This window comes from Defluviimonas aquaemixtae (genome assembly GCF_900302475.1).
Classification (GTDB): Bacteria; Pseudomonadota; Alphaproteobacteria; order Rhodobacterales; family Rhodobacteraceae; genus Albidovulum; species Albidovulum aquaemixtae.
Genome location: NZ_OMOQ01000003.1, coordinates 508063 through 529238 on the forward strand (window position 1 = coordinate 508063; position 21176 = coordinate 529238).

22 protein-coding genes are annotated in these 21176 nt (G+C 63.7%); 13 read left to right on the forward strand and 9 right to left on the reverse strand.

What is annotated here, in order from left to right; translation table 11 throughout:
- Positions 1-6 precede the first annotated feature (6 nt).
- The gene (locus DEA8626_RS17585; protein ID WP_108854689.1) at positions 7-411 is read right to left on the reverse strand and encodes a RidA family protein; all 405 of its coding nucleotides are present in this window, start codon (positions 409-411) and stop codon (positions 7-9) included.
- A gap of 71 nt (positions 412-482) precedes the next feature.
- Between DEA8626_RS17585 and DEA8626_RS17590 the strand changes: the two genes are divergently transcribed.
- The 6 genes from DEA8626_RS17590 (at position 483) to DEA8626_RS17615 (ending at position 7304) form a co-directional block, all read left to right on the forward strand.
- The gene (locus DEA8626_RS17590) at positions 483-1283 is read left to right on the forward strand and encodes a class I SAM-dependent methyltransferase (RefSeq protein ID WP_108854507.1); all 801 of its coding nucleotides are present in this window, start codon (positions 483-485) and stop codon (positions 1281-1283) included.
- A 193-nt stretch (positions 1284-1476) separates the two neighbouring features.
- Positions 1477-2502, forward strand: a complete 1026-nt coding sequence (locus DEA8626_RS17595; protein WP_108854508.1) for a BMP family protein — start codon at positions 1477-1479, stop codon at positions 2500-2502.
- A complete protein-coding gene (locus DEA8626_RS17600) occupies positions 2502-4046 on the forward strand; it encodes an ABC transporter ATP-binding protein (RefSeq protein ID WP_108854509.1) in 1545 nt (514 codons plus the stop codon). Before DEA8626_RS17595 ends, DEA8626_RS17600 begins: the two co-directional genes overlap by 1 nt.
- On the forward strand, positions 4036-5085 hold the full coding sequence (locus tag DEA8626_RS17605; protein WP_108854510.1) for an ABC transporter permease: 1050 nt from the start codon (positions 4036-4038) through the stop codon (positions 5083-5085). The genes DEA8626_RS17600 and DEA8626_RS17605 overlap by 11 nt, the downstream gene beginning before the upstream one ends.
- Before the next feature lie 3 nt (positions 5086-5088).
- The gene (locus DEA8626_RS17610) at positions 5089-6033 is read left to right on the forward strand and encodes an ABC transporter permease (protein ID WP_108854511.1); all 945 of its coding nucleotides are present in this window, start codon (positions 5089-5091) and stop codon (positions 6031-6033) included.
- A complete protein-coding gene (locus DEA8626_RS17615) occupies positions 6033-7304 on the forward strand; it encodes an amidohydrolase family protein (protein WP_108854512.1) in 1272 nt (423 codons plus the stop codon). The genes DEA8626_RS17610 and DEA8626_RS17615 overlap by 1 nt, the downstream gene beginning before the upstream one ends.
- Here DEA8626_RS17615 and uraH read toward each other — a convergent pair.
- The 3 genes from uraH to DEA8626_RS17630 all read right to left on the reverse strand — a co-directional run bounded on the left by uraH (position 7301) and on the right by DEA8626_RS17630 (position 9524).
- The gene (gene uraH, locus DEA8626_RS17620) at positions 7301-7660 is read right to left on the reverse strand and encodes a hydroxyisourate hydrolase (protein ID WP_108854513.1); all 360 of its coding nucleotides are present in this window, start codon (positions 7658-7660) and stop codon (positions 7301-7303) included. The genes DEA8626_RS17615 and uraH overlap by 4 nt on opposite strands.
- A 139-nt stretch (positions 7661-7799) precedes the next feature.
- The gene (locus DEA8626_RS17625) at positions 7800-8786 is read right to left on the reverse strand and encodes a type I glyceraldehyde-3-phosphate dehydrogenase (RefSeq protein ID WP_108854514.1); all 987 of its coding nucleotides are present in this window, start codon (positions 8784-8786) and stop codon (positions 7800-7802) included.
- Between the two features lie 108 nt (positions 8787-8894).
- Positions 8895-9524 carry a ribonuclease T2 family protein gene (locus DEA8626_RS17630; RefSeq protein WP_108854515.1) on the reverse strand — a complete coding sequence of 210 codons (630 nt, stop codon included), beginning with the start codon at positions 9522-9524 and terminating at the stop codon, positions 8895-8897.
- 125 nt (positions 9525-9649) lie between these two features.
- Between DEA8626_RS17630 and DEA8626_RS17635 the strand changes: the two genes are divergently transcribed.
- Positions 9650-10411, forward strand: a complete 762-nt coding sequence (locus DEA8626_RS17635; RefSeq protein WP_108854516.1) for a DUF1013 domain-containing protein — start codon at positions 9650-9652, stop codon at positions 10409-10411.
- Positions 10412-10432: 21 nt separating this feature from the next.
- On the opposite strand, the gene DEA8626_RS17640 is transcribed toward DEA8626_RS17635, so the two are convergent.
- Both DEA8626_RS17640 and DEA8626_RS17645 read right to left on the reverse strand, forming a co-directional pair.
- Positions 10433-10948 (reverse strand): GbsR/MarR family transcriptional regulator, encoded by a 516-nt coding sequence (locus DEA8626_RS17640; protein WP_108854517.1) that lies wholly within the window; start codon positions 10946-10948, stop codon positions 10433-10435.
- Positions 10949-11051: 103 nt separating this feature from the next.
- Complete coding sequence (locus DEA8626_RS17645) at positions 11052-12026, reverse strand: zinc ABC transporter substrate-binding protein (protein ID WP_181366506.1); 975 nt, start codon at positions 12024-12026, stop codon at positions 11052-11054.
- An 83-nt stretch (positions 12027-12109) separates the two neighbouring features.
- Between DEA8626_RS17645 and DEA8626_RS17650 the strand changes: the two genes are divergently transcribed.
- Genes DEA8626_RS17650 through DEA8626_RS17665 form a run of 4 tightly spaced genes read left to right on the forward strand, consistent with a single transcriptional unit; the run spans position 12110 to position 15739 of the window.
- A complete protein-coding gene (locus DEA8626_RS17650; RefSeq protein WP_108854519.1) occupies positions 12110-12631 on the forward strand; it encodes a Fur family transcriptional regulator in 522 nt (173 codons plus the stop codon).
- A complete protein-coding gene (locus DEA8626_RS17655; protein WP_181366507.1) occupies positions 12628-13404 on the forward strand; it encodes a metal ABC transporter ATP-binding protein in 777 nt (258 codons plus the stop codon). The genes DEA8626_RS17650 and DEA8626_RS17655 overlap by 4 nt, the downstream gene beginning before the upstream one ends.
- The gene (locus tag DEA8626_RS17660; RefSeq protein ID WP_108854520.1) at positions 13397-14185 is read left to right on the forward strand and encodes an iron chelate uptake ABC transporter family permease subunit; all 789 of its coding nucleotides are present in this window, start codon (positions 13397-13399) and stop codon (positions 14183-14185) included. The genes DEA8626_RS17655 and DEA8626_RS17660 overlap by 8 nt, the downstream gene beginning before the upstream one ends.
- Before the next feature lie 48 nt (positions 14186-14233).
- Positions 14234-15739, forward strand: a complete 1506-nt coding sequence (locus tag DEA8626_RS17665) for a malonate--CoA ligase (RefSeq protein ID WP_108854521.1) — start codon at positions 14234-14236, stop codon at positions 15737-15739.
- 9 nt (positions 15740-15748) lie between these two features.
- Here DEA8626_RS17665 and DEA8626_RS17670 read toward each other — a convergent pair whose 3' ends face one another.
- Positions 15749-17053 (reverse strand): UDP-glucose dehydrogenase family protein, encoded by a 1305-nt coding sequence (locus DEA8626_RS17670; protein WP_108854522.1) that lies wholly within the window; start codon positions 17051-17053, stop codon positions 15749-15751.
- 161 nt (positions 17054-17214) lie between these two features.
- Between DEA8626_RS17670 and DEA8626_RS17675 the strand changes: the two genes are divergently transcribed.
- Together DEA8626_RS17675 and DEA8626_RS17680 are read left to right on the forward strand one after the other, a co-directional pair.
- On the forward strand, positions 17215-17850 hold the full coding sequence (locus DEA8626_RS17675; RefSeq protein ID WP_181366508.1) for a CAP domain-containing protein: 636 nt from the start codon (positions 17215-17217) through the stop codon (positions 17848-17850).
- A 138-nt stretch (positions 17851-17988) separates the two neighbouring features.
- Positions 17989-18180: a hypothetical protein gene (locus tag DEA8626_RS17680; RefSeq protein WP_108854524.1), complete on the forward strand. Its 192-nt coding sequence runs from the start codon at positions 17989-17991 to the stop codon at positions 18178-18180.
- A 142-nt stretch (positions 18181-18322) separates the two neighbouring features.
- Here the strand turns inward: DEA8626_RS17680 and DEA8626_RS17685 are convergent, their stop codons facing one another.
- Positions 18323-19027: a YjbF family lipoprotein gene (locus tag DEA8626_RS17685; protein WP_146188902.1), complete on the reverse strand. Its 705-nt coding sequence runs from the start codon at positions 19025-19027 to the stop codon at positions 18323-18325.
- On the reverse strand, positions 19024-21132 hold the full coding sequence (locus DEA8626_RS17690; RefSeq protein WP_245890904.1) for a YjbH domain-containing protein: 2109 nt from the start codon (positions 21130-21132) through the stop codon (positions 19024-19026). The genes DEA8626_RS17685 and DEA8626_RS17690 overlap by 4 nt, the downstream gene beginning before the upstream one ends.
- Positions 21133-21176 lie beyond the last annotated feature (44 nt).

Here is a 21176-nt window from a genome sequence, read left to right on the forward strand (position 1 = left end):
GCCTGGTCAGCCGCTCCAACCACTGATCACTGCGTCCGCTTCCAGCTCGACAAGCCATTCAGGGTTCACGAAACGGTCGATGGCCATGATGGTGTCGACTGGACGAACGTCGCGGAAATACTTCTTCCGAACATCGATCGCGGCTTTCCAGTTTTGCATGTCGGTCAGTATCACCCGGGTCCGCACGACGTCATGCAGCCCGGACCCGGCCTGTTCGAGAGCGGCCTTAATGATCTCGATGCACTGACGGGTTTGGGCCGCCACATCGCCGATACCGACCGTCCTTCCATCCGGTCCGACAGGAGCCGTCCCGCCGATCGTGATGAAAGGGCCGACCCGCACCGCGCGGGAAAAACCCACCACAAGCTCCATCGGATTGCCATTCGAAATCAGTTCCCGATCCAGCTTCATGTTGTTGATCCCCCAAAACCAGCGCATCGTTGATGCGACTTTAGAGCGCCGCGTGGGAAGTGGGAACAACGATGGCATCCGATTCTGCGTTTGACTCGTGGAGCGCCGGACAGAGTTACGAGCACTACATGGGCCGTTGGAGCCGCAAGATCGCCACCGAATACATCGGCTGGCTCGGGCCTCCTCGGAACGCAGACTGGCTGGAAATCGGCTGCGGGACCGGCGCGCTTACACAGGCCATACTCGCATCGTGCCAGCCGCGCTCAGTTCTTGCGATTGACCGATCAGAGGACTTCGTGGCGCACGCCTGCGACGCCATGTCCGACCCGCGCTTGCAGTTCGAAGTCGCGGAGGCGCAGAATCTGCCGCGACCGAATGCGTCGGTCGATGTGGTCACGTCGGCATTGGTACTGAATTTCGTGCCAGACCGGAAAGCGGCGCTAACCGAAATGCTTCGGGTTCTGCGCCCGCGCGGTCTGTTGACGTTCTATGTCTGGGATTATCCTGACGGCGGAATGGGGTTCATCGATGCCTTCTGGAAAGCGGCCGCCACGCTTGATCCCGCCGCCGCAGACCTTGACGAGGGTGCGCGCTTTTCGTTCTGCACCCCCGGCGGGCTCGCCGCAATGTGCCGCGAGGCTGACATCTCCGATCCCCAGATCAGCGCAATCGAGGTTGTCACCGAGTTTCCCGACTTCGAGGCTTTCTGGCACCCGTTCACCCTGGGCGCCGGGCCCGCTCCGGGTTATTGCAGGAACCTGTCCGAAGAAGGCCGCAGACGGTTGAAGGACCGGCTTGCCGAGCAGCTTGACGGCGACGGACCAGTTCGTCTTCTCGCTCGCGCGTGGGCCGTCAAGGCGATTGCGCAGTGAGAGGATGCAGGCATTTCCGCTTTGTCCCATCCGATTCGCTCTACAAACAGTAGCAGCGGCATGATTTTGTTGCTCCCGAACCTAGGCGAGCAACCCGCTGCGCGAATAGAATTTTCTTGTGCGAATCTCCACGGGCTTTACCAATTGATAAAAATTTGAGCACGGGAGCGAACCAACCAACAGGGGGCTGAACATGACTTTCAAGACCAGACGGGCCGGGATTAGCCGGCGGCAACTCATGGTGACGGCAGCTGGCGTCACGGCGACGGGGATTGTCGGGCTGCCGGGCCGCGCATTCGCGGCCGACCCGATCAAGGTCGCGGGCATCTATACTGTGCCAGTAGAACAGCAATGGGTGAGCCGCATCCACAAGGCCGCCGAAGCCGCGGTCGGGGCCGGAACGGCGGATTACGTCTACACCGAGAACACCGCGAACACCGACTATCCCCGCGTGATGCGGGAATACGCCGAACAGGGCTACGGACTCATCGTGGGCGAGATCTTCGGCGTGGAGCAGGAGGCCCGCGAGGTCGTAGACGAATATCCCGACACCGCCTTCCTGCTCGGCTCGTCCTTCCTGCAGGATGAGGCGCATCCAAACCTCGCCGTCTTCGACAACTACATCCAGGATGCGAGCTACCTGTCCGGCATCATCGCGGGCGCGATGACGCAGTCGGGCAATATCGGCATGGTCGGCGGCTTTCCGATCCCCGAGGTCAACCGGCTCATGAACGCCTTCATGGCCGGGGTGCGCGAGATGAAACCCGACGCGTCCTTCCAGGTCAGCTTCATAGGCTCGTGGTTCGATCCGCCGAAAGCAAAGGAAACCGCGTTCGCTATGATCGATAACGGCGCGGACCTGATGTACGCCGAGCGCTTCGGCGTTTCGGACGCGGCGCAGGAACGCGGTATCCTCGCCATCGGCAACGTGATCGACACGCAGGCCGACTATCCCGAGACCGTCGTCGCCTCGGCGCTCTGGCATTTCGAACCGACACTGAACGCCGCGCTCGAAAGGGTCGCAGCCGGGGACTTCAAGGCCGACAACTACGGTGTCTATTCGTTCCTGAAGGAAGGCGGCTGCTCACTCGCGCCGCTCGGCACGTTCGAGGGCAAGGTGCCCGAGGAGGCTATGGCGCTCGTTGCCGAACGCGAGGCGGCGATCAAGGACGGCTCCTTCACCGTCGAAATCGACGACAGCGAACCGAAATCCGCCTGATGGATGCGGGGGACGGGGCGGAGGTCGTCCTCCGCCTCGATGGCATCACGAAACGCTTCGGGCCGCTTGTCGCCAATGACGCGATCGGGTTCGAGCTTCGGCGCGGCGAGGTCATCGCCCTTCTCGGCGAGAACGGAGCGGGCAAGACGACGCTGATGAACATTCTCTTCGGCCACTACACCGCCGACGAGGGTACTGTCGAAGTATTTCACAAGCCCCTGCCGCCTGGCCATCCGCGTGCGGCCCTGGCGGCGGGCGTCGGCATGGTCCATCAGCATTTCACGCTGGCCGACAACTTGAGTGTCTTGGAGAACATCCTTCTCGGTACCCGCTCGCTCTTGTCCTTTGGCCTAGACACCCGCGCCGCCCGGGCGAAGGTGGAAAAGCTCTCCGCCGATTTTGGGCTAACGGTCCACCTCGACGCCCGCGTCGGCACGCTTTCGGTTGGAGAGCGACAACGGGTCGAGATCCTCAAGGCGCTCTACCGGGATGCCAGGATCCTGATCCTCGACGAACCCACCGCCGTCCTCACTCCGCAGGAAACGACCGCGCTCTTCGAGACGTTGAGGAAGGCCGTTGTGCTTGGCCTTTCGGTGATCTTCATCTCTCACAAGCTCGGTGAGGTGATGGCCATTTCCTCCCGTGTCCTCGTGCTTAGGCACGGGCGACTCGTAGGTGAGGTCGCCACTGCCGACACCGACCGCAATCGGCTGGCCGAGATGATGGTCGGCGCCGAGATCACGCCGCCCAGCGTGACCGAACGCATACCCGGCCCAGCGCTTCTTACATTGAAGGGCGTCACCACGGCCAGGCAGGGCAATGCGCCGGGGCTTCGTGGCGTGGACCTGACGCTCCGCGCGGGCCAGATCACCGGCCTTGCCGGGGTCTCCGGCAATGGTCAGTTCGCACTCGCCGGTCTCATCGGCGGTCTCGACGTACCGACCAGCGGGACCATGGAGCTGCATCCCGCCCATTCCGGCGACTGGTCGCCCCGCGCCGCGCTGGCTGCCGGCATAGCCCGCATTCCGGAGGACCGCCACAGGACAGGGACGATCGCCGACTTCACGCTGACGGAAAACGCCATTCTCGAGACATACGAAAACCGGCCTTACAGCCGGAAGGGCTGGATGGACTGGAAAGCCGCCGAGGACTTCGCGAAGACCGTCATCGACACCTACGATGTCCGTTGCCCTGGCCCATCTGTGCATATCCGTCTCCTTTCGGGCGGCAATATGCAAAAGCTGATTCTTGGTCGGGTGCTTGAGGCGGGGCCGAAGATCATCCTTGCAAATCAGCCTGTCCGCGGGCTCGACATCGGTGCGGTGACCTTCGTCCACGGGCAGCTGATCGCGGCCCGCGACAGTGGCGCGGCGGTCCTCTTGATTTCCGAGGATCTCGACGAAATCATGGCGCTTTCCGATGTCGTCCACGTGGTTTACGAGGGCCGCCTGTCGCCTGCCTTTCCACGCGGCACCAAGACGCCGGCCGAGCTCGGCGTCTGGATGGCCGGGCACGGTTTCGGTGGGGACGCCCATGCGGCTTGAGCCCATCCCCAACCCTTCGCCGATCCGGATCTTCGGCCTGCCCGCAGCGGCGCTCGTGCTGACGGTGATCGTCGCGTCGTTCCTGTCGCTTCTCGCGGGCGCCAATCCCTTCGCGACGCTGGGGCTCATCCTGAAGGGCGCGGCGGGGTCGAAGTTCGCGCTCCTCGAAACCCTGAACCGCGCGACGCCCCTCATCTTCACCGGTCTCGCCGTCGCGGTCGCCTTCCGCGCGCGGCTATGGAACATCGGCGCGGAGGCGCAGCTCTACGCGGGCGCGATCGTCACCGTCTTGCTCGGCACCGGCGCGCTGCCGCTGCAGTCCCTCCTTCTCATTCCGGTCATCGCCCTCGCTTCGATGGTCGCGGGGGCGCTGCTTCTGCTCGGTCCGGTGCTGCTCAAGACCCGGCTCGGCGTGGACGAGGTCGTGACGACGCTTCTCTTCAACTTCATCATGCTCCTCTTCGTCTCCTACCTTCTCGAAGGCCCGATGAAGGATCCAATGGGGATGGGCTGGCCGAAGTCGCCTGCGCTCGAGAAGGCCGCCCGCCTGCCGCGCATCGTCGAGGGGCTGCGGCTTCACTGGGGGTTCGGGCTCGCCATTCTCGCGGCCATCGCGGTGTGGGTCGTCCAGACCCGCACGACGCTCGGCTACGAGATCCGCGCCGTCGGCCAGAACGCCGAGGCCGCGCGCTTCGCGGGCATTCCGGTGGGCAGGGTGCTTGTGAAAACGGCGCTCCTCTCGGGTGGTCTCGCCGCGCTGGCGGGCTTCTCCGAGGTCGCGGGGCTGAAGGGCAACCTTACCTTGGATCTCTCCCCGGGCTTCGGCTACACGGGCATTATCGTCGCGATGCTGGCTCTCCTGAACCCTCTGGGCGTAGTCTTCTCCGCGCTCTTTGTAGCGGGCGTCTTCGTCGGCGCCGACAGCATGAGCCGCGCGGCCGGTGTGCCGACCTACATCGCCGACATCCTGCTTGCCACCGCGCTTCTGACGATGGTCCTCGCCCTCAGGCTCACTCGAACCCGCGTCCGGTGGGGCTGAGCGATGGACCTTCTCGACATCCTCCTGACCGCCAGCTTCTGGGCCGCAGCTGTCCGCATCGCCTCGCCCCTGATCTTCGCAACGCTCGGTGAACTCATCTGCGAACGTGCGGGGGTTCTCAATCTTGGCATCGAGGGGATCATGGTCATCGGCGCATTCGCCGGATGGATGACTGTTTACCTCGGCTTCGGCCTCTGGCCGGGTGTCATTGTCGCGATGCTGTCGGGCATGCTCTTCGGCCTGCTCCATGCGACACTCACCGTGCCTTTTGGCCTTTCCCAGCACGTCGTTGGCCTCGGCATCACGCTTCTGGCCACCGCGACCGCCTATTTCGCCTACCGTCTCTCGCTGCCCGAAGTGACGTCGCCGCCGAAGATCCGGCCCTTCCAGCCGTTTGAGATTCCCGTCTTATCGGACATTCCCCTTATCGGACCGGCGTTCTTCCACCAGACCGCGCTCACTTACCTCGCCTTCGCGCTGATCGCCCTGGTCGCCCTCATCCTTTACCGTACACCTCTTGGCCTCGCGTTGCGCGCGGCAGGCGAAAACCCAGCCTCGGTCGAGGCTCAGGGACTCTCCGTTACGGCGATCCGCATGGGGGCGGTCATCGTCGGCTCCGGCCTCATGGCGGTGGGCGGAGCCTTCCTGACGATGTCGGCCTTCTCGTCGTTCTTCTTCGAGATGGTGAACGGCCGTGGCTGGATCTGCATCGCGCTCGTCGTCTTCGGGGCGTGGCAGCCCGGCAAGGCGGCGCTCGGCGCACTTCTCTTTGCCGCCTTCGACGCGCTCCAGGTGCGGCTCCAGCAGACTCCCATGGGCGCGGTCGTGCCCTACCAGGTCTTTCTGATGGTGCCCTATGTGCTCTCGATCCTCGCGCTCGTCCTCATGTCGCGCCGCGCCGAGGTTCCGGCGGCGCTGATGATCCCGTTCAACAAGGGGGAACGCTGATGTTCGACCTTATCATCAAAGGGGGCACGCAGCCCGACGGCACGACCTCCGACATCGCCATCATAGGTGACAGGATCGCCGCAACGGGGCGCATAGACGGCGAGGCGAAGGAGGTCATCCACGCCACCGGCGACCTTGTAGCGCCGCCCTTCGTGGACCCGCATTTCCATATGGACGCGACGCTTTCCTACGGCATCCCGCGCCTCAACGCCTCGGGCACGCTTCTCGAAGGCATCGCGCTCTGGGGCGAACTGCGCGAACTCGCGACGGTCGAAGACATGGTCGCCCGCGCGCTCACTTATTGTGACTGGGCGGTTTCGATGGGGCTTCTGGCGATCCGCACGCATGTCGATACGACGCCCGACCACTTGCGCGGCGTCGAAGCGATGCTGGAGGTGAAGAAAAAGGTTGCACCCTACATCGACCTCCAGCTCGTCGCCTTCCCACAGGACGGCCTATACCGCACGAAAACTGGCCGCGAGAACGTTATCCGCGCCCTCGACTTGGGCGTCGATGTCGTGGGCGGCATCCCGCATTTCGAGCGCACGATGGAGGAGGGCAACGAATCGGTGAAGGACCTTGCCCGCATCGCTGCCGACCGCGGGTTGATGCTCGACCTCCACTGCGACGAGACCGATGACCCGATGAGCCGCCACGTCGAGGCGCTGGCCGCCGAGGTCACTCGCCACGGCCTGGGATGCAGGGCGGCGGGAAGCCACCTGACGTCGATGCATTCCATGGACAACTATTACGTCTCGAAGCTCTTGCCGCTCATGGCCGAGTCAGGCATGACCGCGATCCCAAACCCCTTGATCAACATCACTCTTCAAGGCTGCCACGATATCTACCCCAAACGCCGCGGTCTTACCCGGGTGAAGGAGATGCAGGCCCATGGCATCACCGTCGGCTGGGGCCAGGACTGCGTCATGGACCCATGGTACTCGCTCGGGACGGCCGACATGCTCGATGTGGCATTCATGGGCCTCCACGTCGCCCAGATGACCCATCCTGACGAGATGCGGCGCTGCTTCGACATGGTGACGCGGGATAACGCGAAAATCATGGGGCTAGATGGTTACGGTCTGATGAAGGGCGACACCGCCTCCCTCGTGATTCTCGATGCAGGAGATCCGACTGAGGCGCTGCGCTTGCGCGCCGAGAGGCTCTGCGTCATTTCGAAGGGTAATGTCATCTCTCATCGCGCGCGTGGAGATGCGCGCTTGTCGCTTCCTGGCCGCCCGGAGACCGTCCGCCGGCGTCGGGGAGCCTAGCTTCCGCGATAAGTTGAATAGCCGAATGGGGATAGCAGAAGGGGCACATGGTAATGCGCCTCTGCGTCCGAGATCCCGAACCGGATCGGGATGTCATCCAGAAAGCGCGGTTTCTCGGGCGGTGTGCCCGTTGCATCAAGATACGCCCCCGCGTGGAAGATCAGCTCAAAGCTGCCCACGCCAAACTTACCCTGAGGCAGGATCGGGCTGTCGGTCCGGCCATCGGCATTCGTGACCATTTCGGCGACCTTGTCGTGGCTGTCGCCGGATACCTGGTAAAGCGTGATGCGAAGCCCCTCGGCAGGTACGCCGCGCGCGGTGTCAAGCACATGCGTCGTCAGATAGCCATCTGGCATCGTGGTTCCCCCAGGGTTGTTCTTTGCCGCATCATGCGACGAACAGCGGGGAAGGGCGAGCGACAACTCCGCAGCAAGTCCTTCAAGAATTCGTTGAAGATCAATCTCCGGGCGCGAGATGGCCGCGCGATTCAGCGAGCTAAAGCGCGGCCATAAGCCTGGCCGCATCGAGCATCCGATTTGAAAATCCCCATTCGTTGTCGTACCAGCCGAAGACCCGGACCAGCCCGCCATTCGTAACGCGCGTCTCGGGCAACGCCATCACGATGCTTTCCTGGCGCGCCCTGAGATCTGACGACACCAGCGGCCGGTCGGTCCAACCGATTACCCTGCCTGCCGATCTCAGGGCCGCGTTCAAGGTGTTACAATCCGGTTTCGCACGGGTGACGACCGCGAAATCGACTGCGGAGACGGACGCGGTTGGCACCCTGACTGCCGCCGCCTCTATTCGGCCGGCGATACTGGGCAGCACTCGATCCAGAAGTTTCTGAGCCGAGGTCGTCGTCGGCACCATCGACAGCGCCGCCGCCCGGCTGCGCACGAAATCGGCACCGGGCGCGTCGATCGTCGGTTGGCTGCCGGTATAGCAGTGGATTGTCGTCATCCAGCCCGTCTCGATCCCCCAAGCATCGTCGATCAGTCGGGCGAGCGGGGCGAGCGCATTCGTCGTGCATGACGCATTCGAGACGATCCGATGATCCGGCCCAAGCTTTTCCTCGTTTGCGCCCAAAACCAATGTCAGATCGGCGCTTTCAGATGGACCGGAGACAAGGACCCGCCGTGCTCCCGCCTTCAGCCCGGCCTCAGAGAACGACCGCTCGCCACCGAGCCCTGTGCATTCCATCACGACGTCGATGTCTGAGAGATCGAGTGCCGACAAATCCCGTGCGCCAGTAAGCCGAAGTCGCCGCCCATTGACGGATAGTGAGCCGTCCTCGAGTCGAACCTCGCCCTTCCAAGGTCCGAAGGTGCTGTCATACTCGAACAGGTAGGCGGCCATCTCGGGCTTGGCTATGTCGTTGATCGCGACAATTTCGACTTCCTCGTGGCGCACATCCGACAGTGCAGCCCTGAGGACCGTTCGGCCGATACGACCGAATCCGTTGATGGCGACGCGAACCGGCATGGGGTCTCCGCTTCAATCAGATCCAATGGCCTGGCCAAGGAGCATAGACGAGCGCAACCGCTTGAAAACTCTTATATTGTAACCGATACGGCCAATGGGGGGAGTGCGCTACCTGACGGCCTCCATCAGCGCATCAGGCATCCGGCAATCGCGGGCGACATCCTCGCCGCAAGCACGGAAGTTCAGGTCTCGCGTGAGGCAGATGCGCGCCTCTCGAATGCGGCCCGCCCTGCAAATGATCGTTATCATCGAGGCTTCGAGGCCCGCATTGGCCTCGACGAACGCCTCCTCGACTACGGAAGCGGGCAACTTCACGTCGCGGTCGAGCGGCGCGAAAACGTCAGGCGGGTTCACCTGCTCGTACGCACGCCGCGCTGCTGCGAAGTAATCGTCGGAACTCAATCCCGAGCAGCGGCCATGCTTCTTCCACTGATACCAGGCGAGTCCCGCAGAGCCCATGATGTCGGCCATCGCGGCGGTGTCGGCACGCGACGGATTGCGCTCCTGGGTTCGGCAATTGCTCGGCCAACCCTGCTCGTATTGCGGCCAGAGGCCATGCAGCGTGAAACCGTAGTCGTGGCGAGGATGGCACTGATCGTCGCCCCGCGCGTCGCCTTCGAGCGCGCAATAGCTCGGCGACCAGGAGAGCGCGAGCACGTAGTAGTCGAACTCGCCCGCGCGCTCCCCATCGGCGTAGGCGGGCAAGGCGGCAAGGAGGAGAGCAACAATCCAGCGCATTTTCTCTTTTCTCGGCGATCCGGAGGCACTATATAGCCCCCGACCTTCCCCGAAAACGAGGAATGGCGGCCCAAGCGCCGCGGCCGCTTTCCAGGCGCGGGAGAGATTTGTAGAGGAGACGCCCAATGACGAAACCGCTCATGGCCAAGGCCACGGCCGTCTGGCTGGTGGACAACACGACGCTCAGCTTCAAACAGATCGCCGAATTCTGCGGTCTGCACGAGCTTGAAGTGCAGGGCATCGCCGATGGTGACGTCGCGGCGGGCGTGAAGGGTTTCGATCCGATCGCCAACAATCAGCTTGAGCAGTCGGATATCGACAAGGGCGAGAAAGATCCGAACCACAAGCTGAAGCTCAAGTTCAACCCGGCTGCAGTCGGCGAGGAAAAGCGTCGCGGGCCGCGTTACACGCCGCTGTCGAAGCGCCAGGACCGCCCCGCCGCGATTCTCTGGTTGGTGAAGTTCCACCCGGAGCTTGCGGACTCGCAGATTTCCAAGTTGGTCGGCACGACCAAGCCGACGATTGCCTCGATCCGCGACCGGACGCATTGGAACATCAACAATATCACACCGATCGACCCCGTCGCACTCGGCCTCTGCAAGCAGTCCGAGCTGGATGCGGTAGTGCAGAAGGCTGCCAAGAAGAAGGCGGCTGAGGGCGCAGTGATGTCGGACGACGAGCGGCGCAAGCTGGTGTCGACAGAGCAATCGCTCGACATGGCCCCGGAGCCGAAGATGCCAACTGCGATCGCAGGGCTAGAAAACTTCACGCTGAGCGGCAGCGATGAGGACGAGCAGAAATCGCCCGCCGACTATTCCGACGCCGACAGTTTCTTCAACCTCCCCGAAGGCGAAGGCGACGAAGACGAAGACGACGAGAATCGCTGAGCTTGGCCGGATCGCGGGCGGTCAGCCGCCCGCCCCCTTCTTTTTCTTCTTCTTATTCTTTTTCGGCGGGTGGGACGGCTCCTCGCCCATCACCGCGCCAAGCGCGGCGATGTCGAGCGCGGCGAGTTCTTCGAGCGTCTGTGCCACTTTTCTTAGCACCGCTCGGAGATCGGCGGCGCGCGGGTCTGTTGGTTCTGCCCCTTCGGACTGGATACGGTCGAGGATCGGCCGGAGTCTGCGGCGCGCCTGACCTGCAGCCAGCATCCGCACCGTTTCCCATAGGTCGGGCGGTGCAGTGAAGTAGTCCTTGCGGTCTCCGAGCCTTCGAGCCGTCGCGATCAGGCCCCATTCCCGCAGTTCTTTCAGCGCCGTCGAGACATTGGATCGCGAAAGGCCGAGCGTTTGCACCAGGTCGTCGGCACAGGGCGGCTGCGCTGCCCGCCAGATCGATGCAAAGCACTGACCGGCGGGGCGCGACAGCCCAAAGAGAACCGCGATATCGGCCAAAGCTTCGGCATGGGAACGGTCAGTCGGCATCAGGACTTCACATAGTTGCGGAAAGTGCGGACGTCTGCAGCCTGACCGATCCGCGGTCAAGTTCAAGGGCCGAGCCCAATCACGGCGCGCGTCTGACCGGAGGCTAGCTGTCTCCCACGCATTTGGCGATCGTCTCAGCCATGCGCGTCAGGAGCGCGGTATAGAGGTCAGGTCCTGGAGCTAGCATCAGGCCTTCTGGGTCGAGTACATCGCCCATTCGCACCGGCGCTCCTTCGGCCAGCGTCGTCATTGGCGCTGCGTCGCGGCCCGCCTCCGGAAAGATGCAGGTGACCTCGCCGGATTTCAGAAGTTCCCTGACTTCCACGCGGCGCGCCGCCCCGGGTTCGGTTGCATCCCCTTGGGAAACAGCCGCGACGATATTCAGTCCAAAATAATCCGCGAAATAGCCGTACCCATCATGTGCGACCACGATGCCGGCCTCGGCGAACCGGGCAAGCCGCTCGGCGACGCCGCGTTCGAGCGTTTCGACACGCATCAGGGCAAGCGATGCGTTCGCGCGGTAGGCCACGGCATTGCCGGGGTCCTTTTCCACCAACGCGTCCGTGATCAGCCCGATCCACAGCGCCGCGTTCTGGGGATCCAGCCAGGCATGCGGGTCGAGCGCGCCGCTGCCATGCAACTCGTCGTGCTTCGGAGTAGCGTCGCCATCAGTCTGATGCCCATCTCCGTCCGTCAAGCCCTCTGAGTCACCACCACTCGCATTGTCACCGAATGTACGGAGCGTTGTGCCCTTCTGATGCAGGAGCGCGAGCGTTGCCGGCCCAGACGCCGCCGCGAGCGCGCGGTCGAGCCAAGGCGTCATTTCGGGTCCGATCCAGATCACCAGGTCGGCGCCCTGAAGTGCGCTTACCTGAGATGGCCGCAATTGGAAGTCATGCGGATCGGCCCCGCTTTCCAGAAGGAGTCTCGGGTGGCCGATATCGCCCATTACCATCGAGACGAGCGAATGGACGACCGGCATGTCGGTCGCGACCTCGGGCGCAGATGCTTGCCCCGGCCGCGTACCCAGGCAAAGCGCCGCGACCGTGATCGCAATCGTTAGCGGTCGGCGGCGCATTGGCGGCTCCTTCGGGGTATTGCGGCACTTCGTAGCATTTCGTATGTTATAGCATAACAAGTCAAGCGGAGCACCGGGTCGATATGACCAAGCGCGCGACATCGCATGGGGCAGCACCGGCAGCCGATCCGGGCCTTGCCTTCCTGGCCCACGACCATGCGGCTTGCGCCGGCGCGGTGCTCGCGCGGGCCGAAGATGTCAGCTCGCGGCGCGGCGCGCGGCTGACGCCGGTCAGACGGCGAACGCTGGAAATCCTTCTGGAATCACACCGGGCCATGGGCGCCTATGAAGTTCTGGAACGGCTAGTCGAAGACGGGTTCGCAAACCAACCCCCGGTTGCTTATCGTGCGCTCGAATTCCTTGTTGATCAAGGGCTTGTGCACAGAATTCGCCGCCTCAACGCCTTCGCGGCCTGCATGCATCCGGGCGAGGCTCACAGCCCGGTTTTCTTCATCTGCAAGGATTGCGGTGCCGTCGCCGAGGCTCCGGCCGAAGCGGTTCGAGCCGCGATGCAGGCGGCCGCCCGGCCCATCGGATTCACTGTGGAACGCATGAATATCGAGGCGTCAGGCTTGTGCCCCGCCTGTGCGGAGGCGTCGCCGTGAAGCTGATCGAAGCCACGGGCCTGATGCTGAGGCGCGGCGACCAAGACGTGCTACGCGACGTCAATCTGGCCATCCGCCCGGGCGAGATCGTGACAATTCTCGGTCCCAACGGCTCGGGCAAGTCCACGCTCGTGCGCGCGCTCATCGGTCTTGTGGCGCCGCGGTCTGGCGTCGTTACCCGCCGTCCGGGCCTTAGGATCGGCTACGTGCCGCAGTCGCTGCATATCGATCCGGCGATGCCGCTGATGGTGCGGCGTTTCCTTTCGCTCCCCGCGCGTGTCGACGACGCGGCGGCGGAACATGCCTTGGGCCGGACGGGCGTCGCGGAGTTCGGATCGCGGCAGATGTCAAACCTGTCAGGCGGGCAACTTCAACGCGTCCTTCTGGCGCGTGCCCTCATCGGCGGGCCCGAGATCCTGATCCTCGACGAGCCGACACAAGGCCTCGACCAACCGGGTGAGGCCGCATTCTATCGGTTGCTGGAAGAGCTTCGCGACGAGACCGGGCTCGCTGTCCTAATGGTCAGCCATGACCTTCATGTCGTTATGAGCGCGTCCGACCGTGTCATCTGTCTTAACGGTCACATCTGCTGCGAAGGCACGCCGCAGGTCGTCTCTACTGCACCCGAATACCGGGCGCTGTTCGGGCTTGGAACGCAGGGCGCGCTGGCGCTTTACCGTCATGAACATGACCATGCTCACGACGGCGGGCACCACGGCCATGTGCATGGTCCGGTCGAAGGCACGCGCGAGAAAGACACCCAAGATGCCTGAAGCCTTCCTGATCCGCGCCGCGCTGGCTGGGATTGGCCTAGCCGTAGCCGCAGGTCCGCTCGGTTCCTTCGTCGTTTGGCGCCGAATGGCCTATATGGGCGACGCGACTGCCCATGCCGCGATCCTCGGCGTCGCATTCGCGCTCGCCGCCTCGCTTCCGGTGGCAGCCGGGATCGTCGTCGTCGCGCTTGCAATGGCGGTCGCTGTGACGGTGCTTAGCGGGCGGGGAAGGTCCGCGGACACGGCGCTGGGCGTGCTAGCGCACTCGGCGCTTGCCTTCGGGCTCGTGGCGGTATCGTTCTTGCCAGGGGTCCGCATCGATATCTCGGCCTATCTTTTTGGCGACATTCTTGCCGTCACGCGCCGGGATATCCTCTGGATTTGGGGCGGTGCGGCGCTTCTGCTGTGCCTTCTCGTCTGGCGCTGGAACCCGCTTCTGATCGCAACGGTGAACGAGGAGCTTGCCCAGGCTTCGGGCGTCGATCCGCGGCGTGAAAAGCTCGTGCTGACGCTATCCTTGGCGCTTGTCGTCGCGGTAGCGATCAAGATCGTCGGAGCGCTTCTCATCGCCGCAATGCTGATCGTTCCGGCGGCCGCCGCGCGAAGCCTCTCGCGCTCGCCCGAGGCGATGGCGGTCTGGGCGGCGGCAATCGGCACCGCCGCGGTGATCGGCGGGCTTGCGACCTCCATCCGCCTGGACACGCCTGCGGGCCCTTCGATCGTTGCCGCCGCGGCCATTCTCTTCGCCATCCTACTGCCGCTCGGTCGCCGCGAACGCTAGATTCCCGCCGCGTCGGGAGCTATTGCAGCGATGGGCAGGAGGGAAGCCATGGCCAACCATCTCTACGACGCGCTGTTTAGACGGCACGAAACGAGCGGGCGTCCGTTTCTTATCCTGAAGGATGGAGAGGTGGTCACACAGGCCGAGTTCACCGCGATGGCGGCGCGCTTTGCAGGTGCTTTGACGGCAGCCGGGTTGCGCCCGGGAGACCGGCTCGCGCTTCAGCTTGATAAGAGCCCGGTCATGCTTGCGGCAATCGCGGGCGCGATCCGTGCCGGCGTAGTTTTCCTGCCGCTCAACACGGCCTATACGCCGACAGAGCTTTCCTATTTCGTGAAGGATGCCGGGGCAAGGATTTTGCTTTGCGACGGACGGGCGGAAGTACAGCTATCGCCGATCGCGCAAGACTGTGGCGCCGCTCTCAGCGTTTTGAATGCGGACGGCAGCGGCAGTTTCGCCGATGCCGCGAGCGCCGCCGTGTCGACCTCCATTGCAGAGCGCGGCCCCGACGATCTGGCCGCGCTGCTTTATACCTCGGGCACGACCGGGCGGTCCAAGGGCGCGATGATGAGCCACGCGAACCTTCTGTCGAACGCCGAGGTTCTGGCGCGGCACTGGCGATTCACCGAAAGGGATGTGCTGCTGCACGCCTTGCCTGTCTTCCACACGCACGGTCTTTTCGTCGCGACAAATGTGGCCCTCGTCGCGGGCTGTCCGATGATCTTCCTGCCGAAATTCGATGCCGACGAGGTGATCCGCCGCATGCCGGAAGCGACCGCGATCATGGGGGTGCCGACCTTCTACACCCGGCTTCTCGACGATCCGCGCCTGACACGCAATCTTGTGGCGAACATGCGCCTGTTCATTTCGGGCTCCGCACCTCTCCTGGCGGAAACGCACCGTCAGTGGGAGGCACGGACGGGTCATCGCATCCTCGAACGCTACGGGATGACCGAGACGAACATGAACACCTCGAACCCCTATGATGGCGAGAGGCGGGCGGGCACTGTCGGCCGCCCGCTGCCGGGAGTGGAACTGAAGATCTGTGACGCGGAAGGGCGCGAGTTGCCTCAGGGCGAGATCGGGACCATCGAAGTGCGCGGTCCGAACGTCTTCAAGGGCTACTGGAACATGCCTGAGAAAACCGCTGAGGAACTGCGGCCCGACGGCTTCTTTATCACCGGCGATCTCGGCTTCGTCGACGCCGACGGCTATGTCACCATTGTCGGGCGCGGCAAGGACCTCATCATCTCGGGAGGGTTCAACGTCTACCCCAAGGAGGTCGAACTGGCGCTGGACGCGCTTCCAGGGGTGCTGGAAAGCGCCGTGATCGGCGTGCCGCATCCCGATTTCGGCGAGGGTGTGGTTGCCGTGATTATCCCCGGCGCGACCCGTCCCGATCCCGATGCCATCCGCGCGGCGCTGTCCCAAACGCTCGCGAGATTCAAGCAGCCCAAACACATTGTGCTGCGCGACGCGCTGCCGCGCAACACAATGGGCAAGGTGCAGAAGAACGTCCTGCGGGAGGAGCTGAAAGGCGTGTTTGCGGTCTGACGGTGGCTGTCACCGTCCGACGCAGGAGTAGGCCTCGAACCCTGCCGCCTCGGCATCCACGGGGGAATAGACGTTCCTCAAGTCCGCCATCCGCGCGTGGTTCATGCTGTTCGCGAGACGCGGCAAGTCGAGCGCGCGGAACTCGTTCCATTCGGTCAGGATGACGACGACATCCGCCCCCTCGACGGCCGCGTAGGCGTCTTCGAGCCAGGTCACGCCGGGTAATAGCTGCTCGCCCTCGCGGCGGCCCTGCGGATCGACGACGCGCACCTTCGCCCCGCCCCCGACAAGCGCCGGCACGATGGTGAGCGCCGGGGCGTCGCGCATGTCGTCGGTGTTCGGTTTGAAGGTCACGCCGAGGACCGCGACGGTCTTGCCGTTCACCGACCCTTCGCAGAGGTCCATGACCTTCTCGATCATCCGGCGCTTGACCTCTTCATTGACCTTGATGACGGTCTCGACGATCTGCATGGGCGCGGCGAAGTCCTGCCCGATGCGCGCCAGCGCCTGGGTGTCCTTCGGGAAGCACGAGCCGCCATAGCCCGGACCGGCATGGAGGAATTTGTTGCCGATCCGCCCGTCGAGCCCCATGCCCTTCGACACCTGTTTCACATCCGCACCGACCTTTTCGCACAACCCGGCGATTTCGTTAATGAAGGTGATCTTCGTTGCGAGGAACGCGTTGGCGGCGTACTTGATCATCTCCGCCGTCTCTAGGTCGGTGTAGAGGATCGGGAACTCGCGCAGAAACAGCGGACGGTAGATCTCTCCCATCACCTTCTCGGCGCGTTCGGACGTGATCCCGACGACCACGCGGTCGGGACGCATGAAATCGTCGATCGCCGCGCCCTCCCGCAGGAATTCGGGGTTCGAGGCCACGTCGAAGTCCTTGCCCGGTGCAGCTTTTTCGATCACTTCGCGGACTTTAGCGTTCGTGCCCACTGGAACGGTTGATTTGGTGACGACGACCGCATAGCCGGACAGCGCTTCCGCGATCTCTTCCGCCGCCGCCATCACGTAGGTCAGGTCGGCGTGGCCGTCGCCCCGGCGCGTGGGTGTGCCCACGGCGATGAATACTGCGTCCGCACCGTCTACGGCAGCCTTCAGGTCGCCGGTGAAGGACAGGCGCCCCGCCGCCACGTTCTTGGCCATGAGAACGTCGAGGCCAGGCTCGTAGATCGGCACTTTTCCGCCTACCAGCATGTCGACTTTCCTCGGGTCCTTGTCCACGCAGGTCACTTCGTGCCCGAAATCGGAAAAGCATACGCCCGACACAAGACCCACATATCCGGTTCCGATCATTGCGATTTTCATCAACCCGTCCTCGGCTAATCCGTCGCGCCGTCATGGAACGAAGCGGCTTTCGGTGTCAACGCCCAGAGCCGGAATCGGCACGATCGCGACACGTTGTTGCCAAGGTTTCGTGCACAGTGGCCACGCAGCAGCAGACTTGTTCGGGAAAACGGGGAAGACAGGTGACGCATCAAACGCGCCCTCGGTTCATGGCAATCCTAGTGGCAACCGTGCTGATATCCGGCACAGCGGAAGCATGTTCGCGGGCCCAAGTGCGCGGTGCCGATGCTGTGGTGCAGGCGGGGACGAAGCTCAATCAGCCGTTGATCGACGCCGCGATCCGCGCGGAGGTCAACTACCACCGTTGCAAGGCCGGGCTGCCGGCCGTTTCGGATGCCGGGGGTTTGAGAAAGGTCGCCGCCGTGCATGCGCGCTGGATGGCCAAGCGCCGCAGCCTGACGCACAAGTCTTCGGTGCCGGGGCAGAGCACCTCCATGGCGCGTCTCAAGGCGTCCGGGCTGCGCGTCCGGGCCGGGGCGGAGAACATCGGGCTGGTCTCGCGGTTCCGGCTCGACGGGCGGCGCTTCCGCATCACTGACGCCGCTTCCTGCCGTTTTGCGACGTCCGGAGGGCAGGCGATTCCGGCGCATACATATGCCTCGTTGTCGAAACATATCGTGTCCTTGTGGATGTCGTCTCAGGGCCATCGGCGCAACATTCTGGACCGGCGAATGAAGCGGCTTGGCTCTGGGGCAGGCTTCGATCCGCGGGGCTCAAACTGCGGAAAATTCTACGTTTCTCAGACTTTCGCCGGCTGAATTCTGCCAAACTGCAACACTGTCGGCGATCATGCTATCCAATGTAGGATTTTCACTTTTATTCACTGTCAGATTGTGCTTTCGTCCGAACGAGGCTGCCGTGACCGGTGGCTCTTATGGAAAGAGCGGAGATTAAACATGAAGAAACTTGCGACTCTCGCGGCGGTTATGAGCCTCACGGCTGGCGCTGCATTCGCTGGCGGCTACGAAGCCCCGGTGGTCGAGGCTGAGCCTATGGTCGTCGAAGAAGCCGGCACCACGAACGCCGGTCTGGTCGTTCCGGCGCTGCTGCTGCTCGGCGTGATCGCTGCCGCGTCGTCGGACTCCTGATCCTGCGCCCAGCGCTTGTTGAATTCGGCAAAGGCCGGGCTGCAAGGCCCGGCCTTTGTTCATTTCCGGGACGGTTGATGGGGCCCTTGCCTCAGATCAGCCGAATTGCGCTTCCAGCGAGCGGATCGGATTCTCGAGCGGATCAGTTCCGTACGAGTTGAATCGTCACATGCCCGAGGGCGGGACCGATCCACTGATGCGACAGCGCGATCGTACCGTTTCCAGTCACCCAGTAACTGTTGCTGATGCTAAGCCCTTGGCCTGAGCAGTTTTCGTCCATCTGCACTGTGCTATGGGCGTTGCCCGCAAACGTGAAACTCTTGGCCGGCCCGCGTGTGATCGTGCAGTTCATCGGCAACGGGCGCTCGATCCCCTCGCCATCCAGATAACGCCAAACCCGCTGCGTCTGGCCGCCAGTCCGGCCGCCAACGAGCGCCGCGGCCGAGCCGAGTTCGGTCGACATCAGGTCGTTGCCGAGCCCACGTGTCCCGACGAGCAGCCCCTGTCTGAGCATGATGGCCTGCTCGCTCGGCGTGACGAAGGTGCGCACACCCGCATTCCGCCCGATCTCGCCCAATGCGGTCAGAAGGCCGGTCTTCTCCATCTGCGCGACGATGATCGGGCCGGAGAACGACGACTTGGCTGACGCGGCCAGTTTCTCGGGGTCGGGTGTGCCGGCAGCCTTCTTCTTGCCCGGCGCCACACGGCTCGCCAACTCCTTGGCAATGCCAACCGCAATCTGACTGCCCTCGGTCTTGGACGTGTCGGTCCCGCAGGCCACGACGCCAACGGCAATGAAAGCCGCCAACGCGGCGCGCACGGCGCGCATGCCTCTTGCTGGCCTCACCGCCAGAACCTCCCCCACTGGATCTGCATGTCGCCCTGGTGGGTACTGCGGATCGTGTCGTAGAGCCGTCCGTCGACATCGAGCCGCGCGCCGCCATCGCGGTTCAAGGGCTTGATGACGGTGGAGACCTTGTTCACGGACGGCTTGCCGGTGGTCCAGGACACCGGAATGGTTAGGCGCACACCCTTGTCGAATGAGCCTTCCCCGAAGTCGGCCTCGGAAAGATCGGTGATCGTCGCGTAGGCGCCCACCTTCCAGCCGTTCGCAAATTCGCGGTCGAGCGTGAAGGTCGCGCCCCAATCGCCGAGCAGATAGCGCCCGACGTCGATCTGGCCGGTGAAGCCCTGACCGAAGTCGTAATAGGCCGAGACATGGCCCGTCGCGACCTCGTAGTCGCGGAATGTGAACATCGTGTCGAAATCGCGCTGCTTGACGTAGTTCACCTCGGCTCCGAGCGCGAGCCGGCTGTCCACCGGTTTCCACAGAAGCTCGCCCGAGACGCCGCCATACATGCGTTCCAACAGGCCTACCGTGACGCGGCTGTAGAGGTTCGGCGCCGGACGCGCGTACCACGCGAGCGTCAGGTCGTGGATGCCGGGATCACCTTCCTTCTGGTATAGCACGAGATCGGAACGGACGTGCCGAACGGTCGAATCCGAGATCCGGGTCGACTCGTCGAGATTGCCGATCACCTTTTTGCGTACGGAGCCTGACAGGATCAGGCCCGGCGCGAATTCATAGCGCCCGGCGAGCTGCAGACCGAAATCAGCCCTGAGCGGATCGTCGGGATCGAAGACGCTCGCCTCGCCGTAGGGCGAGAGCGACCAGACGAAACGCGGATAGATGTTCGGCGTGCGAACCAGCCCCTCTTGCGGTGCGGCCACGGCATCGGAAAAACGCGCTTCGCGCAGGATCGCGATCGATTCCTGGGATTCCAGAGCCTCGATGTCGCTGCGGCGAAGCGTGATCGACGAGGTCGGCATGCCTTCGCTTACCGAGGTGATCACGAATGTCTCGACTGATGGCGGAAGGGCTCGGGTCAGAATGCGCGCGCTCCGGCCGATTGCCTGCGGTTGGGCGAGGTAGCGACGGTTGCGTACCCTGACTTCAGCCCGCGTCGCAGAGAGCGCCATGCTTTCGAGAAGCATGCCGTCCTTCTCCATCGCCTTGGCAACGGCGTCTTGTATGCCCGGATGCACCTTCGGATCGGCGGTCCAGTCTGTGCCCCAGTCCTCTGGGTTCGTCGCGCGCGCAGGCCGCGGTCGGACAGGCAGGGGTGCAGTTTCCAGCCCGCTCGGCGCGGGCGGCCGGCGCGGGTCGATGGCGAGCGAGAATTGCAGGCCGAGTTCGGAGCCGTACAGGTAGTAGCCGCTGACGCTAGCCGACCTGTTGAATTGGTAGTCGAATCCGAGATTGACCGAGGATTTGCGGTCGAACGTGCCGGCGGCGGTTTCGCGCGGGTAGGCGTCAGAAGAGTACTCTGCCTTCAGCGTCAGTTTGTCGGTAGCCTGCCAGGCAAAGCCGACAAACGGTGCGACAGGGCCCTTGAACCACTGATCCGTATTGGCTTTGCCGCCCGTGCCGATATTCAGCGGCGGGCGGTCGCCGAAAGGCGTGCCGATATCGCCTTCGCTTCCAAGCCGGCCCCAGCCGAGACCCGCCGTGGCGCGCAGGCGCGGCGTGATGGTCTTCGTCGCGACGATGTATTCGCCGGAATAGACCCCCGTCCCAATGAAGTCGCGCATGCCGATCGCAACGGCGGGCCGCCAGCCTTTTTCGTCCAGAATGCGATACCGAACGTCGAACGACCGGTCATAGAGCGCGCCACCGCCCGAAAACAACTCGGGCACGCGCGAATACCGGAACGCACCCGTCAGCCGATCTGTGACCTGAAACGTGCCGGTGACGCGCAGTGCTCCGGCGAAGCGGAAGACGGTGGCGCCGAGCATACCTTCGGGCGCGCTTTCGGCGGTTGGCATGTCGATCAACCCCGACAGCCCGTAGGTCCCTCGGCTCGGCTTGAGTATCGGGTCCGCATAGGCGACCATCGCGGCCAACGCCGTGGTCGACGCCAGACCCAGCCCCACGATCCTTCGTCCTGCCAACCTGCTCTCCGTTCTTTGTTTGCGGCCAATATACATGCTTCGCG